Genomic DNA, 14,057 nt, shown 5'->3' with positions numbered 1-14,057 from the left:
GTTTTTTTTGTGCCCGTTAGCTTAGCGATGCGCCAGCTCGGCGTCTTCTTCGCTGTCGAGAATCGTTTTGTCGGTCTGGCGCAGCCATTGGCTGGTCAGAGTACCGGCGGTCATTGAGCCGTTCACGTTCAATGCCGTACGGCCCATGTCGATCAGCGGTTCGACGGAAATAAGCAGCGCTACCAGCGTCACCGGCAGTCCCATGGCCGGCAGGACGATCAGCGCTGCGAACGTTGCGCCGCCGCCGACCCCCGCAACCCCAGCGGAGCTTACGGTGACGATGCCGACCAGCGTGGCGATCCACAGCGGATCAAACGGGTTGATACCGACGGTCGGGGCAACCATGACGGCCAGCATCGCCGGGTAGAGACCTGCACAACCGTTTTGACCGATAGTCGCGCCAAAGGAGGCGGAGAAGCTGGCGATGGATTCCGGTACGCCCAGACGGCGGGTTTGCGCTTCGACATTCAGCGGAATCGATGCGGCGCTGGAGCGGCTGGTGAAGGCGAACGTCAGTACCGGCCACACCTTGCGGAAGTATTTCAGCGGGCTCACGCCGTTAATGGCCAGCAGCAGACCGTGAACCACAAACATAATGCCCAGGCCAAGGTAGGAGGCAATCACGAAGCTACCGAGCTTGATGATGTCCTGCAGATTGGAACCGGCCACCACTTTGGTCATCAGCGCCAGCACGCCGTACGGCGTTAACTGCATGACCAGACGTACCAGCTTCATCACCCAGCTCTGCAGAGTGTCGATGGCGGTCAGGACGCGCTGGCCCTTTTCAACGTCATCTTTCAGCAGCTTCAGCGCCGCGACGCCGAGGAAGGCGGAGAAGATAACGATGCTGATGATCGAGGTCGGGTTCGCACCGGTCAGATCGGCAAACGGGTTCTTCGGTACAAAAGAGAGGATCAGCTGCGGTACGCTCAGGTCGGCGACTTTACCGACATAGTTGCTCTGAATCGCATTCAGACGCGCGGTTTCCGCGCTGCCCTGCACCAGACCTTCGGCCGTCAGGCCGAACAGGTTGGTCACCAGCACGCCGACCAGCGCTGCAATCAGCGTGGTGAACAGCAGGGTACCGATGCTCAGGAAACTGATTTTTCCCAGCTGTGAGGCATTATGCAGGCGAGCAACGGCGCTGAGAATAGAAGCGAAAACCAGCGGCATGACGATCATCTGCAGTAGCTGGACATAGCCATTACCGACGATATTGAACCATTGAATGGAGTCTTTCAGCACCTGGCTGTCGGAACCATAAATCAACTGCAGCGCCAGGCCGAACACGACGCCAATGACGAGGCCGAGCAGTACTTTTTTGGCGAGGCTCCACTGTTTGTGGCGGGTTTGCCCCAGCGCAAACAGCAAAACCGCGAACACGATAACGTTCGCTACTAATGGAAAATTCATCCCCGTTCTCCTGATAGGTTTTTATCCGGCTGGTCTGTTACCAGCTCTAATGGCGCAAGGTTAGCAGAAGAGGAATTCATTACTTATATTCAAATGGAATGGTTTATAACTATTTTGACCGTTTTGCCTGTTTATCGTCCGGTCTGGTGACTAATAAAACGATTAAAGGTGATCTGCAGTGAATTAATCATCCCCGAAGACCAGCGCACGGCGCTGTTCTCTGCGAAAGTTTGTGGCATCCATACGGCATAAACGAACAGCGCCATACACAGCGCACGCTCCAGCTGGTTGCCTTTACGCGGCGCGAGGATCGGCAGGCGGAAGCGCCAGCGGCAGGGCCACAGCAGCGGCACCCCCGCCGGGGTGAGCATATCGGCAAGAATATGGCTGAGATAGCCCAGTACCAGCCCCTGCACGGCATCGGCGGGCACGAACCAGCTTTCCGGCACTTTCAGATAAAACAGCGTGATAGCGCCAAAAACCGCCAGCAGGCTATGGGTGAACCCGCGGTGGCCAAAGGCGCGGGCGACAGGCTTCGATATCCAGCTTAGCCGCTGCCCGAGAAAGGACTTCGGATGGTCGATATCCGGCAGCAGGCAGGTCAGTACCGCTGAGGGAACAATATGCCACCAGTCACCCTGTGCCAGTACGGGGGTTAATTCCGCATTTTTCGCAAATACCGCACAGGCGATAGAAAAGAAGAGATGGCCTTCCGCCGTCATGATAAAAACCCTAAACTGTCAATTCATACAGTATAGGGTTTTTATACAGTGTGTGAAAGAGGTGACGGTGTAACTCTTTGTCACAAAACTATTAACGTGCCAGCCAGCCGCCATCAACCGCCAGCGTATATCCATTGATGTAATTCGCAGCCGACGACGCCAGGAACACGACCGGGCCCTGTAAATCATCCGGGACGCCCCAGCGCCCGGCCGGGATACGGTCGAGGATCTCTTTACTGCGATCGGCATCATCGCGTAACTGCCGGGTATTATCGGTGGCCATATACCCTGGGGCGATGGCATTGACGTTGATATTCTGCCCGGCCCATTCGTTGGCCATCAGGCGGGTTAAACCGAGCACGCCGCTTTTTGAGGCCGTATACGAGGGGACGCGAATCCCGCCCTGAAACGAGAGCATGGAGGCGATGTTAATGATCTTTCCGCCGCTGCCCTGCTGAATAAACTGCCTGGCGACCGCCTGCGATAAAAAGAACACCGACTTGAGGTTGAGATTGATGACGTCGTCCCACTCTTTTTCGCTAAAGGTGAGCGCATCGGCGCGGCGTATTGTACCGGCATTATTAACCAGAATGTCCACCCGGCCCATGGCGGAGACGGCTTGCGCGACGATGTCGGCGATAGCATCCTGGCGGCTGAGGTCAGCCTGAATGGCGGTGAATCGACGCCCGAGCGCCAGGACCTGTTCGGCCGTTTCATGTGGGATCTTGCGATTGACGCCGACGATATCGCAGCCGGCCTGGGCAAGGGCCAGGGTCATTCCCTGGCCCAACCCGGTGTCACATCCCGTCACGATGGCGACCTTACCCGTCAGGTCGAAGGTGTTAAGTACCATATGCACCTCTGTCTGCTGATTTATGCGTTTAATCACGCCGTTTTTTCAAGCATAGAGGGTGCTGAGCGGAAAAACAATTAAAAATGAAACATCGTTTTATTTTTGTGATGGTTCAACCGCTGTGCGCCGATCGCTGGTCGGAAAGCGGCCGCAGAGCTCGCTGGCGCTGAGTGACTCCAGCGTCGTAAGCTTCACGTCTGCCAGCACAAAACGCGGATCGTGGCGATTTTCCTCGGCCGGAACGACGATAGAGCGCATGCGGGCTGCCTTACTGGCGATCATCCCGTTGACCGAATCCTCCAGCGCGACGCAGGCCATCGGGTCCACGCCCAGACTGGCGGCGCAGTTGAGATAGACCTGAGGATGGGGCTTGCTGTACGGCAGTGATTCTGCGGAGGCAAGGGCGTCAAACTGCTCGCGCAGCTCGAACATGGTGAGGACCTTTTCCAGCATCCGCAGCGGCGAGGCCGATGCCAGGCCCACTTTCAACCCTTGTGCCTTACACAAGGCCACGGCTTCTCGTACGCCGGGTAACAGAGGGCGGGAGACTTCAACCAGCTCAATCGCACGGCTGATAATCCGTGCGGTGACTTCAGCGCGATCCGCGCCTTTCCATGGCTGCTGGGCAAACCACAGATCCACCACTAAATCGATGCGCAGTCCCAGCGTATCGGGCAGCTCATCGCGGCGGCTGATATCGACCCCGAGGCTTTCAATGACCTCCAGCTCCGCCTGATCCCATAGCGGCTCGGAATCAATCAGTAATCCATCCATATCGAAAATAGCGGCATGAATTTGTCGCCTGGCTGACATAAGTCCTTCTCCTGTAGCGCAAGTAGATAACGAATTGGTCCTCATGGTATATCATACCGCGCATTATTGGGCGAAATTCGCCGCTGAGGGTAGACTTAGACGGTGATTAAGGCGTCTTAAACAAGGGGAATCCATGACGTATCAACAAGCTGGACGCATTGCAGTGCTTAAACGTATTTTAGGGTGGGTTATTTTTATACCCGCGGTGATTTCAACGCTGATTTCGGTACTGAAGTTTATGTACGAACACAGCGAAAAAAAACCGGGCATTGATGCGGTACTGATGGATTTTGCGCACGTTATGATTGAAATGATGCGTTTCAATACGCCGTTCCTCAACTTTTTCTGGTACAACTCGCCGCTGCCGGATTTTAAACACAGCCTGAATATTGGCTTCTGGATTATCTATATCCTGGTGTTTGTCGGCATGGCGCTGCAGGCGTCAGGCGCGCGCATGAGCCGTCAGGCCAGGTTCCTGCGTGAAGGAGTTGAAGATCAGTTGATTCTTGAACAGGCGAAGGGGCCGGAAGGGCTCAGCCGTGAGCAAATTGCGGCGCGTATCGTGGTACCTCGCCATACGATTCTGGTGCAGTACTTCCCGCTGTATATCCTGCCGGTTGTCATGATTGTTCTTGGCTATGTGTTCTTCTCGCTGCTCGGATTTTTGTAAAAAATGGCCCGGCACGCCGGGCACTTTTTATTCGCCAGGTATCGCGCGCGGCTTACCCTGATTGTCGACCGCCACGTAGATAAACAGGGCTTCCGTGGCTTTATAACGTTGGCCAATCGGCTCAGACGACACTTTCTTCACCCACACTTCGATGTTGATGGTGATAGAGGTGTTGCCGCGTTTCACGCAGCGTGCGTAGCAGCACACCACGTCACCCACGGCCACCGGCCGTAAAAAGGTCATTCCGTCAACGCGCACGGTCACCACGCGACCCTGCGCAATCTCTTTGGCCATAATCGCGCCGCCGATATCCATCTGCGACATCAACCAGCCGCCAAAAATATCGCCATTGGCGTTCGTGTCCGCTGGCATGGCCAGGGTGCGTAAAACCATTTCGCCCTTCGGGGTGAGATCTGTTGTTGTCATTCTGTACTCTGTGCTGGTCAAAGAAGATCAGCGCGATGCTACTATGAAAATGGCAGGGAGAAAACAGGGGAATACGCCCGCGGCTGCGGGCGTGGGTATTCAGAAGGAGAGGGTGACGCCGGCGTAATAGGCGCGACCGGGTTCGTTATAGGTCGAAGCGCCCGCGTTTTCGCGATAAATTTGCTTATCGAACAGGTTACTGATGCCGGCATTCAGGCGAAGATCTTTCAACAGCTGGTAGTTCGCACCGATACCGACAACGGAATAGGCACCGACTTCATTCGTGGCGAGCGTGCCGGTCTCGTTGCGGATCTCCGCATACTGACGCGGTTTCTGGCGGCCGTACATCGTCCAGTTGACGTTGGCCGAAAGTTTGCTGTTGACCTGCCAGTCCAGCATGGTGTTAATCGTATATTTCGGGATCACCGACAGCGGATTACCGGTATCTTTGTTCTCCGATTTGATCATATAGGTCGCATTGGTTCGCCAGTCCAGCGTGTCGGCCACAATCGGGATGAGCAGGGTGCCTTCCAGCCCTTCGACGACCGCTTTGCCGCCGTTTTGCCATTGCAGAATATTGTTGCCGCTCGAGGTATAGCCCAGCACATCGGTACCGGAGACGATTTTGTTTTTATAATCGTTACGGAACCACGTTACCCCCGCGTTATAGCCGTTGAGGTTAAATTCAAGGCCGAGCTCTTTATTGATGCTGATTTCCGGATCGAGGTCCGGGTTGCCGAGCAGGTAGCAGCTGCCGTTGCTGATGGTGTTCGGGCAGCCGTTGCCGCGGGTCGACAGCAGATAGCCTTCGCTGGACTGGTACAGGTTTGGGGCCTTGAAGACACGTGCAATGCCGGCTTTGACTTTGAACATCTCGCCCAGCTCCTGCGCCAGGTTCAGGCTCGGGCTCCAGTTACTGCCAAATTCATTGTGATAGTCAAAACGCAGTCCGGGGATGATATTGGTGCCCGGCATAGCCTCAATATTATCTTCCAGGTAGAGGCCGGTGAGGGTCGCGCTGTTGGTGGTGCTGCGCTGGGAGGCCTCGCCTGAGGTGCCCGGGATGGTCTCGCCGCTGACGTTGGTTGCCTGCATGGAGGCGGGGTCGTTGAGTTCATCGCGGTTCCACTCCATCCCGAGGGTCAGGGTCTGGTCGGCCAGCCAGTGGAAGGGGAGATTCAGCTCGCCGGTCGAACGCCAGGATTCAAGGCGGCTGGTGGCGTACTCATCGCTGTTGATCATCCCTTCTACGCGCCCGGTAGAACCTTCCTGCAGACGAGTGTTATTGGTTTTCTCGTAATAGACTCCGGCTTTGGACTGGCCCCAGTCCCAGATTCCGTTATAGGTCAGCCCCCAGGACTGGCGATACAGACGGTTGGTTTCATGGCCATACAGCTCGCTGACCAGGCCATCGGGGCTGAGGTTACCGTTACTGTATTGGGTATCACCGGCGTAAATATTGCCCTGGCGGCTATAGGCGTAGTTAAAATCGACAATCTGCTGCGGCGTCAGTTTCCATGACAGCAGGGCGTTGATGTCCTTGTTGCGCACCCCTTCGCGACCGGCGGCGTACGAACCATTTTGCGCATGGTTGATGTCCCAGGCGTCGGCATCCGTTTTATTGATGTTACCGTACAGCCGCATGGTCAGCGCATCGCCGGCCAGCGGTCCGTTGAGGCTAAAGTTGGCGCGATTCGTCGCCCCCTCTTTGTTGTTTTCCGGCTGGTTGGTATAAAACGATAGCGAGCCATGCCAGTCGTTGGTGGGGCGTTTGGTAATGATATTGACCACGCCGCCGGCGGCACCGGATCCGTAGCGGGCTGCTGCCGGGCCGCGCAGAACTTCAATGCGTTCGACCATCTCCGGTGGCACCCAGTTGCTATCCCCGCGGGTATCACGTTCGCCGCGCCAGCTGTAGCGTACCGAGTTACGGGAGGTGACCGGTACGCCATCGATCAGGATGAGGGTGTTCTCCGGCCCCATTCCGCGAATATCGATCTGCCGGTTGTTGCCCCGGCTGCCGCTGGCGCTGTTGCCGGTTAAATTGACGCCGGGCATTTTACGAATGATTTCCGACAGGTCGTTAACCGGGGGATCCCGGGCAATATCTTCAGCGGTGATGACAGATACCCCCGGCTGCTGCTTGAGTGCTTCTTCAGCCGTGCTGTGTACCACCATAGTTTCGGTATCGCGTTCAACCTCGTCAGCAAAGGCGTCGGGCGTCAGAAAGCCTGCAAATACCAGCGCGAGGGGCGTAATGGCATAATAGTTCTGCGATCTCATTGTAAATATCCATATCAAAGCGTTAAAAATTGAGACTGCGAATATCAATGATAATTATTATCATTTCAATGTGTGCAAATGAATCTTCATCAAATCCTCACAATTGGCGCAATTTTCCCGGGTTATGGCAGAAATGGTGAATAAACGGGCGGGATTGACGTCGGCTGCAGGAGATAGCTGTCGGCGCCGCGGGGAATAAGGCGCAGAGTGGGTGGGTTATCGGGGCCAGTGTTTGTCTTCTTTCGTCTCAGACTCGGTGGACGTTTGCCGCTGATGCCAGGCCGCAGTTCCGCCAGACGGATACAGGTGAGTGCGCTTACTGAACGGTTTTCTACGCAAGACGCGGGTCAGGAAAACGGCAAATAACGCGAGTCTCAAGAGCAAGCGCTGAAAACGAGGAGAGGGGAATACGCAACGCAAAAGAGAGCGGGGGCAAAAGCGATACCCCCGGCTTGCCGTTGATTAGTGGTTATCGTCCTGCGGCATATGGCGATAAATGTACACGCCGCTCAACAGCGTGAAGACCAGCGTCAGCGCCGTCAGGCCGAAGACCTTGAAGTTGACCCAGATATTCTGCGGCAACCAGAAAGCGATATAGATATTGGCCAGACCGCAGAGAATAAAAAACAGCGCCCAGGCGAGATTCAGACGCGACCAGACCTGCTGCGGCAGGGTCAGCTCTTTGCCGAGCATGCGTTGAATCAATGGCTTTTTCATCACCCATTGGCTGAACAGCAAAGCGCCGGCAAACAGAGCGTAGATGACCGTGACCTTCCATTTTATAAACTCATCATTATGGAAGAAAATGGTCAGGCCGCCAAATACAGCAACCAGCACAAAGGTAATCAGCGCCATCTTTTCGACTTTACGATAGCGTACCCAGGTATAGATCAGCACGATAGCGGTGGCGATAATCAGCGCGGTGGTTGCGGCGTAGATATCGTAGAGCTTGTAGAAGGCGAAGAAGACTACCAGCGGTAAAAAATCCAGAAACTGCTTCATACATCGGACCCGTCGTTCAGATAGGGCCGGAAGAGTCCCGGCCCAGGTTAATTTAGTTGCGGATAAGCATATACAGGCGGAACAAATAGATCAGCAACAGTGCAGAGATCAGATTGCTGATCGTATTGATAACCACCGCGCCGACGTTCGGCGTCAGTACCGCAAAGCTGGATGCAAACAGCAGCAGTAGCGTTTTCGCCAGCAGCCAGCCAATCACCGCCGGGGCGACCAGACGCATATTGGCCCACACCAGACGCATACTGCTGCGCATGGCGTTAAAAATCCCCAGCTTATCCTGCACCAGCATGATGGGGGCAAAAGCCAGCACGATAGCGAGCAGCACGCCCGGCACCAGCACCAGCATCATCCCCATCTGCACCACAAAGGTGGTGAACAGGATCAGCAGCAGCAGCTTTGGCAGTACCGGCGCAGAAGCTCCGATAGCGCGCAGCGCGCTGACCCGCTGTCCGGCGGAGACCAGCTGAATCATCAGCAGCACGCCGCCGGCCAGAATGGCGTTACCCACCAGACCGGAGAAGGTCGATGCGGCCGAGGCGCGCAGCAGGATCTGTTGTTGCTCCGGGGTCATGTTTTGCACCAGCTCAAACAGCCCGGCGCTCCCCGCCAGATTATCCCCTTCGCTCAGAATCGAGAGCTGCTCTTCACTGGGTGAAAAAGCATGGCCAAGGACTACCGTAATTAACGCGCATAACAACGCAATCAGTAAAATGGTGACAAACTGATTACGAAAAAAATTTCCCGTGTCACGGTAGACGGTCTTCGCCGTGATAGACATGCACTCTCCTTGAGTATTGCAGGTGTTAACTAGCCGGCGATTGTACCGCAAATCCCTCGTGGGTAGCAGCCTCTGCCGTTGTCAGGCTAAGTATATCTTTGTAAAGAGGGATGAGCGGCGGCAAGCCGTAGCGGGCGCGGGCCCGGTTGCAGGCTTCGTTTACCTCGCCGCCTTCACCGGACTGGACGAATTCGCGGCAGGGAGAGGGGCGGTGCTGATAAATTGAGCAGTGCACCGATTCGCCGATTTCCCCCTTGAGGGCGGCGCAGCGGCTTTGTCGTTGGTTGGTGCCGCTCATGCAGCGCAGAAAAGGGGTTAGCGGCTCGGTAAGCTTCGTCGGCACAACGCCGCCGGCATCGTCGGCTTCCGCCCAGTAGAAAGAGACTCGAAAATACGCACAACAGGCACCGCACGTCATGCACGGGTTGATTTCACTCATGATTACACCTGATAAAAACGCATCAACACAGATTGTCGGCAGATAAATTATCCAGACGCATCGAAGGCGGCAAGGGGCGGGGAAAAATTTTTTCGCTGCCCGGAAAGTGAAAATTGATGTGAATGTGAGTTTTTTGGTATCGCCATGAAAGTAAAAATTAATCTGGATCAATAAATGTTAAATCTCACAACTTTATGTGATCGAGAACGGATCAAAGGTAACTCGTTATGGGTATATTAGCCCGCGCTGAATAACCATAATGAGGAAGTGGATATGAAAAAGTTAGCAGCGGTTGGCATTATTTTGAGTACCCTTTCCGGCAGCGTCTGGGCGCATGAAGCCGGAGAGTTTTTTATTCGTGCGGGTTCGGCCACCGTTCGACCGACGGAAGGTTCTGATAACGTGTTAGGCAGTCTGGGCGGGTTTAACGTCAGTAATAACACGCAGCTGGGCTTGACCTTCACCTATATGGCGACGGACAACATCGGCGTTGAACTACTGGCGGCCACGCCATTCCGTCACAAGGTTGGCACTGGCCCGACCGGGACCATCGCCACCGTGAATCAGCTGCCGCCAACGCTGATGGCGCAATGGTATTTCGGCGATGCCCAGAGCAAAGTACGCCCGTATATCGGTGCAGGTATTAACTACACCACCTTCTTTAATGCCGACTTTAATGACACCGGTAAAAATGCCGGGTTGAGCGATCTGAGTCTTAAAGACTCCTGGGGAGCGGCAGGTCAGGTGGGGCTGGATTACCTGATTAACCGCGACTGGTTGCTGAACATGTCGGTGTGGTACATGGATATCGACACCGATGTGAAATTTAAAGCCGGCGGCGTGGACCAGAAAGTCAGTACTCGCATCGATCCGTGGGTGTTTATGTTCTCTGCCGGCTACCGGTTCTGAGTTCTTCTGCAAACCCCTTCTAAAAAAACTGGTCATGATATGACCAGTTTTTTATTTCCTACGGACCCTCTCAGTTATCCCCTGTGACGTTATGCCGCTTCGCACAAGCGAGCCCCCTGATGATGGTCAGTTATTTTGTCTAATAATCGCTTATGAATTGCCTGTCCGGGGAATTTTGCCGCGAGGGATGCAAGGAGAGCAAAGATACAGCTTTGCATGACTGTTGAGTGTGATGGTAACGGGTTGTACTTAGGTGACGGACGGTACCATGCAAACAACAGATAAATACGGAAAAGAGGCGAGAATCGAGCGGATAAAGGCGGCTATTAATCCGCGGGGTTATGGTCAGTCAGCCTGTTCCTCTTCTTGATACTCAGCGCGAAGAAGAGGAACAAGATGAACAGGATTAGCTCAGCAGGACGAACCCGCTGTGGATAGCCAGATAGAGACCCATGACGGCAATCAGCAGGCTTGAAAAATAGGGGGCTCTGCGGGCAAGAGTATGAAAACCGTCCCAGCGTCTGGCGACCTGACGGACGCCGATTGCAGCCCCCACGCCCACCGTCACCAGCGTCAGGGCAAGTCCAATACTAAAACTCACCACCAGCGTTGCGCCCAGCGCCAGGGCTTTGATCTGGATACAAATCAACATTACCGTAATGGCCGCAGGACAGGGGATTAACCCGCCGGTCAGGCCAAAGAGTAAAATCTGCCCGTTGGTGACCTCTTTATTGGTGAACCGTTTTTCTATGTCGTGCGCGTGGGCCAACTCATGCGCATCCCGGTACGCTGTGGAATCGACATCCAGCCCTTCAAGTTCCGTATGATCGTGCGTATGTTCATGCTCGCAAAATTCCAGGTCGTAATCATGGACATGGCCGCGATGTCCCAGCGACAGGCGAACGCGAAAATCATGTGGTTCCGGAATGGAGGATGTTGACTGCAGATAGCTACCGCAATCGACAAAAGCAAATGACTGCGTACCAGCGGGCGATTCTCGCTGCGTCACTAACGAAACAGTCCCGGCATCCCATTCTCTTCCGCTGAGCGTACGTATACGCCAGTGCGGCGGCTGACCCTCTTCAAAAATGGACAGTTCCACTTCGCCATGACCGGTATCGATCAGTCTTGATTCATCATGATGGTGCCGCTCGCTTTCCTGCTGGCTGGTCAGCCAGTTTTTTTCTCCCTTCCAGGTTCGGCAGAACATCCAGACGGCGGTACCGAGAATGATGATGGCAGAAACCAACTGCAGCCACGGCTCAGCCGATTCGGCGGTAAAACGGTTACTGATATACATTCCGCCAAAAGCAATCAGCCAGACGATGGCGGTGTGTGAAAGAGTGGCCGCGAGTCCGAGCATGGCAGCCTGTCTGGCCGTGCCTTTTATGGCAATGATGAAGGCCGCCATCATCGTTTTTGAATGTCCTGGCTCCAGCCCATGAAGTGCGCCGAGAAGCACCGCGCCTGGAATGAAGAACCAGGCGTTTCCTTGCTGAAGTAGTGTTGTAAAGTCGGTCATGAGTCGAATTCTGGGTCGTGGAAGGTGTCTGGATTCTACTCCCCCCCAGTACTAAATACTACCCCCCAGTAGAATCGTAATGGTAGAATCAGCCACGACTTTTCCATGGGAGATTGCAGCATGTCGCATACCATCCGCGATCAAAAAAAGCTTAAAGCCCGCACCAACAAGATTCAGGGGCAGGTCATTGCGCTGAAAAAAATGCTCGATGAACCGCATGAATGTGGCGCCGTGCTTCAACAGATCGCCGCAATACGCGGGGCGGTCAATGGATTAATGCGTGAGGTCATTAAAGGCCATCTGGTCGAGCACATTGTTCATGAAGGGGACGAGGCGAAGCGAGAAGAAGATCTGGACGTGGTGCTCAAGGTCCTCGACTCCTATATCAAGTAAGCAGCCGGTCGTGAATGATAAGACTGGCTCCATGCCCTGAAACGGGAGTCAGGGATGCCGGGATGGTTGTACGTCGTCCATTGAACGGATCACCACGGCACGGTTCTTCCCTGATAATCCAGGTACTCCAGACCAGGTCTCTGCTGTTTCGCCAGCAGCACGTTAACCAGATGAGGAATCGTCTCTTCGATACTCAGCGGCGCGTCATCGCCACCCAGCGCGGTACGAATCCACCCCGGCGCCATCACCACCAGCGGACGTGATGTCGAGCGGGCGGCAAAACTGCGCATAAACATATTCAGCGCTGCTTTACTGCCGCGGTAGAGCTCGCGCTGGCCGCGGAGATTATTGGTCAGGCTGCCCTGGCCTGAGGACATCGCCCCCAGCAGGCCCTGCGGCGTCACATGGTGCTGAAGGCGTTCAAGTACCCGCATTGGCGCAAGGGCATTCGTCAGCATTACCGCAATAAACTCCGCGGTGGAGACTTCGCCAATGGTCTGTGTCGGATCGCGATTGGTGGTGCCCGCATTAACAAACAGCATATCCAGGCGGTCAGCGGAGAGCTTTGTATCCAGCGCGGTCAACTGGTCATTGTCACACATATCCAGCGTTTCCAGACGTACCCGATCGGGGTTTTCCTGCGCGAGTTGATGCAGCGGGGTGGTGGGTTGAATATCGCGTACGGTGCCGATCACATTCCAGCCATGGCGCAGAAATTCAGCGGCCATCGCATGGCCGAGACCGCGTGAAGCGCCGACAATCAGGACGGTAGGGCGAACGATCGTGGTCATAATAAAACTCCCTGAGCAAAGCGTGAGTCCATGACTATAGTCATAGGACATATCAGGCGGAAGGCGCAGCATTTGCAGTAATAAGATGCAGCAGACGCCATGACTGAACCCAGGAGCGCAAATGACCGATCCCGATTTTAATTTACTTGTGGCGCTGGATATTTTACTGGCGGAAGAGAGCGTGGCGGGGGCGGCGCGACGCGCAGGGCTTAGCGCCTCGGCGATGAGCCGCACCCTGACCCGTCTACGTGAGGTCACCGGTGACCCGTTACTGGTGAGAGCCGGGCGCAAAATGGTCTTAACGCCGCATGCGCAAGACTTAAAAGCGCGAACGCAAAACGTAGTTTCTGAGATGCGTTCGGTGCTCAACAACTCCGCTGCGCCGCTTCATCTTCCGACGTTGGAGCAAACCTTTACTCTGCGTACCAACGAGGGATTTGTCGAAACTTTTGGCCCGGCATTAATTTGTGCCTGTGCGGCGCAGGCGCCGGGAGTGAAGCTTAATTTCGTCGCCAAAAGTGAAAAAGGACCGCAGTTTCTGCGCGACGGGAACGTGGATCTGGAGATTGGGGTGCTGAAAAATATGGGGCCGGAAATTCGGCTGCAGGCACTGTTTCGCGATCGTTTTGTTGGCGTACTGGCTCCAACACATCCCCTGGCGCAGGGCGGACAAATTACTCCCGAGCGCTATGCCGCCTGCGAGCATGTGATTGTTTCCCGCCATGGGATGGTCCGCGGGCCCGTGGATGACGCGCTGGCGGAATTGGGTCTGAGCCGCAAAATTGCGGCGGTGGTGCCGGGTTTTACCGCTGCGCTGGCGGTTGCCCGAGATTCGCAGCTGGTGGCGCTGGTCCCGGCTTCTTGTCTGCATCATGGCATGCGAGAGGGCATCGTCGCGTTTGAACTGCCGGTCAGCACACCGGAGATTACCGTCTCGCAGATGTGGCATCCGCGTCAGGAGCTTGCCCTCGGTCATGGCTGGCTGCGCCAGCAGGTGTTGAGCGTTTGTCGGCAGGTGGCATGAT

15 protein-coding genes are annotated in these 14,057 nt (G+C 55.3%); 4 read left to right on the top strand and 11 right to left on the bottom strand.

The features are described 5' to 3' along the window. Positions 1-21: 21 nt before the first annotated feature. From GRPL_RS06475 to hxpB, 4 genes are all read right to left on the bottom strand, one after another. The gene (locus tag GRPL_RS06475; RefSeq protein ID WP_032688150.1) at positions 22-1,413 is read right to left on the bottom strand and encodes an L-cystine transporter; all 1,392 of its coding nucleotides are present in this window, start codon (positions 1,411-1,413) and stop codon (positions 22-24) included. Between the two features lie 131 nt (positions 1,414-1,544). Beyond that, complete coding sequence (locus GRPL_RS06480; protein ID WP_004860944.1) at positions 1,545-2,135, bottom strand: metal-dependent hydrolase; 591 nt, start codon at positions 2,133-2,135, stop codon at positions 1,545-1,547. 91 nt (positions 2,136-2,226) lie between these two features. Next, a complete protein-coding gene (kduD, locus tag GRPL_RS06485; protein WP_032688149.1) occupies positions 2,227-2,988 on the bottom strand; it encodes a 2-dehydro-3-deoxy-D-gluconate 5-dehydrogenase KduD in 762 nt (253 codons plus the stop codon). 96 nt (positions 2,989-3,084) lie between these two features. After that, positions 3,085-3,801 (bottom strand): hexitol phosphatase HxpB, encoded by a 717-nt coding sequence (hxpB, locus tag GRPL_RS06490; protein ID WP_050500328.1) that lies wholly within the window; start codon positions 3,799-3,801, stop codon positions 3,085-3,087. 133 nt (positions 3,802-3,934) lie between these two features. Between hxpB and GRPL_RS06495 the strand changes: the two genes are divergently transcribed. Then, positions 3,935-4,471, top strand: coding sequence for a YniB family protein (locus tag GRPL_RS06495; RefSeq protein ID WP_032688147.1), 537 nt, complete (start codon positions 3,935-3,937; stop codon positions 4,469-4,471). A 27-nt stretch (positions 4,472-4,498) separates the two neighbouring features. Here the strand turns inward: GRPL_RS06495 and yciA are convergent, their stop codons facing one another. From yciA to GRPL_RS06520, 5 genes are all read right to left on the bottom strand, one after another. Then, positions 4,499-4,897 (bottom strand): acyl-CoA thioester hydrolase YciA, encoded by a 399-nt coding sequence (gene yciA / locus GRPL_RS06500; protein WP_004860955.1) that lies wholly within the window; start codon positions 4,895-4,897, stop codon positions 4,499-4,501. A gap of 99 nt (positions 4,898-4,996) precedes the next feature. Beyond that, positions 4,997-7,180, bottom strand: coding sequence for a TonB-dependent siderophore receptor (locus GRPL_RS06505; RefSeq protein ID WP_032688145.1), 2,184 nt, complete (start codon positions 7,178-7,180; stop codon positions 4,997-4,999). 462 nt (positions 7,181-7,642) lie between these two features. After that, positions 7,643-8,182: a septation protein A gene (locus tag GRPL_RS06510; RefSeq protein ID WP_004860967.1), complete on the bottom strand. Its 540-nt coding sequence runs from the start codon at positions 8,180-8,182 to the stop codon at positions 7,643-7,645. Between the two features lie 52 nt (positions 8,183-8,234). Further along, the gene (locus tag GRPL_RS06515; protein WP_032700199.1) at positions 8,235-8,978 is read right to left on the bottom strand and encodes a YciC family protein; all 744 of its coding nucleotides are present in this window, start codon (positions 8,976-8,978) and stop codon (positions 8,235-8,237) included. 25 nt (positions 8,979-9,003) lie between these two features. Continuing rightward, the gene (locus GRPL_RS06520) at positions 9,004-9,417 is read right to left on the bottom strand and encodes a YkgJ family cysteine cluster protein (protein ID WP_032700198.1); all 414 of its coding nucleotides are present in this window, start codon (positions 9,415-9,417) and stop codon (positions 9,004-9,006) included. A gap of 273 nt (positions 9,418-9,690) precedes the next feature. Here GRPL_RS06520 and ompW point away from each other — a divergent pair, with 273 nt between their 5' ends. Continuing rightward, positions 9,691-10,326: an outer membrane protein OmpW gene (ompW, locus tag GRPL_RS06525; protein ID WP_032695859.1), complete on the top strand. Its 636-nt coding sequence runs from the start codon at positions 9,691-9,693 to the stop codon at positions 10,324-10,326. A 406-nt stretch (positions 10,327-10,732) separates the two neighbouring features. On the opposite strand, the gene GRPL_RS06530 is transcribed toward ompW, so the two are convergent. Further along, positions 10,733-11,848, bottom strand: a complete 1,116-nt coding sequence (locus GRPL_RS06530; RefSeq protein WP_032700197.1) for a nickel/cobalt efflux protein RcnA — start codon at positions 11,846-11,848, stop codon at positions 10,733-10,735. A gap of 120 nt (positions 11,849-11,968) precedes the next feature. Between GRPL_RS06530 and rcnR the strand changes: the two genes are divergently transcribed. Beyond that, positions 11,969-12,241, top strand: a complete 273-nt coding sequence (gene rcnR, locus GRPL_RS06535) for a Ni(II)/Co(II)-binding transcriptional repressor RcnR (protein ID WP_032700196.1) — start codon at positions 11,969-11,971, stop codon at positions 12,239-12,241. Between the two features lie 89 nt (positions 12,242-12,330). Here the strand turns inward: rcnR and GRPL_RS06540 are convergent, their stop codons facing one another. Next, complete coding sequence (locus tag GRPL_RS06540) at positions 12,331-13,032, bottom strand: SDR family NAD(P)-dependent oxidoreductase (RefSeq protein WP_032700195.1); 702 nt, start codon at positions 13,030-13,032, stop codon at positions 12,331-12,333. A gap of 121 nt (positions 13,033-13,153) precedes the next feature. On the opposite strand from GRPL_RS06540, the gene GRPL_RS06545 reads away from it, so the two are divergent. Beyond that, a complete protein-coding gene (locus GRPL_RS06545) occupies positions 13,154-14,056 on the top strand; it encodes a LysR family transcriptional regulator (RefSeq protein WP_032700194.1) in 903 nt (300 codons plus the stop codon). Position 14,057 lies beyond the last annotated feature (1 nt).

It is taken from the genome of Klebsiella planticola ATCC 33531 (genome assembly GCF_000735435.1).
Taxonomy (GTDB): domain Bacteria; phylum Pseudomonadota; class Gammaproteobacteria; order Enterobacterales; family Enterobacteriaceae; genus Klebsiella; species Klebsiella planticola.
The sequence above is the reverse complement of the archived record's forward strand: the minus strand, read 5'-3'. Positions and strand labels throughout refer to the sequence as shown.

What these genes read in the sequence shown, in the direction of transcription:
- GRPL_RS06480 (WP_004860944.1), bottom strand. Translation starts at nt 2,135, where the DNA reads ATGACGGCGGAAGGCCATCTCTTCTTTTCTATCGCCTGTGCGGTATTT.
- ompW (WP_032695859.1), top strand. Translation starts at nt 9,691, where the DNA reads ATGAAAAAGTTAGCAGCGGTTGGCATTATTTTGAGTACCCTTTCCGGC.
- GRPL_RS06505 (WP_032688145.1), bottom strand. Translation starts at nt 7,180, where the DNA reads ATGAGATCGCAGAACTATTATGCCATTACGCCCCTCGCGCTGGTATTT.
- GRPL_RS06520 (WP_032700198.1), bottom strand. Translation starts at nt 9,417, where the DNA reads ATGAGTGAAATCAACCCGTGCATGACGTGCGGTGCCTGTTGTGCGTAT.
- GRPL_RS06495 (WP_032688147.1), top strand. Translation starts at nt 3,935, where the DNA reads ATGACGTATCAACAAGCTGGACGCATTGCAGTGCTTAAACGTATTTTA.
- yciA (WP_004860955.1), bottom strand. Translation starts at nt 4,897, where the DNA reads ATGACAACAACAGATCTCACCCCGAAGGGCGAAATGGTTTTACGCACC.
- GRPL_RS06545 (WP_032700194.1), top strand. Translation starts at nt 13,154, where the DNA reads ATGACCGATCCCGATTTTAATTTACTTGTGGCGCTGGATATTTTACTG.
- GRPL_RS06510 (WP_004860967.1), bottom strand. Translation starts at nt 8,182, where the DNA reads ATGAAGCAGTTTCTGGATTTTTTACCGCTGGTAGTCTTCTTCGCCTTC.
- GRPL_RS06515 (WP_032700199.1), bottom strand. Translation starts at nt 8,978, where the DNA reads ATGTCTATCACGGCGAAGACCGTCTACCGTGACACGGGAAATTTTTTT.
- GRPL_RS06540 (WP_032700195.1), bottom strand. Translation starts at nt 13,032, where the DNA reads ATGACCACGATCGTTCGCCCTACCGTCCTGATTGTCGGCGCTTCACGC.
- kduD (WP_032688149.1), bottom strand. Translation starts at nt 2,988, where the DNA reads ATGGTACTTAACACCTTCGACCTGACGGGTAAGGTCGCCATCGTGACG.
- GRPL_RS06530 (WP_032700197.1), bottom strand. Translation starts at nt 11,848, where the DNA reads ATGACCGACTTTACAACACTACTTCAGCAAGGAAACGCCTGGTTCTTC.
- GRPL_RS06475 (WP_032688150.1), bottom strand. Translation starts at nt 1,413, where the DNA reads ATGAATTTTCCATTAGTAGCGAACGTTATCGTGTTCGCGGTTTTGCTG.
- hxpB (WP_050500328.1), bottom strand. Translation starts at nt 3,801, where the DNA reads ATGTCAGCCAGGCGACAAATTCATGCCGCTATTTTCGATATGGATGGA.
- rcnR (WP_032700196.1), top strand. Translation starts at nt 11,969, where the DNA reads ATGTCGCATACCATCCGCGATCAAAAAAAGCTTAAAGCCCGCACCAAC.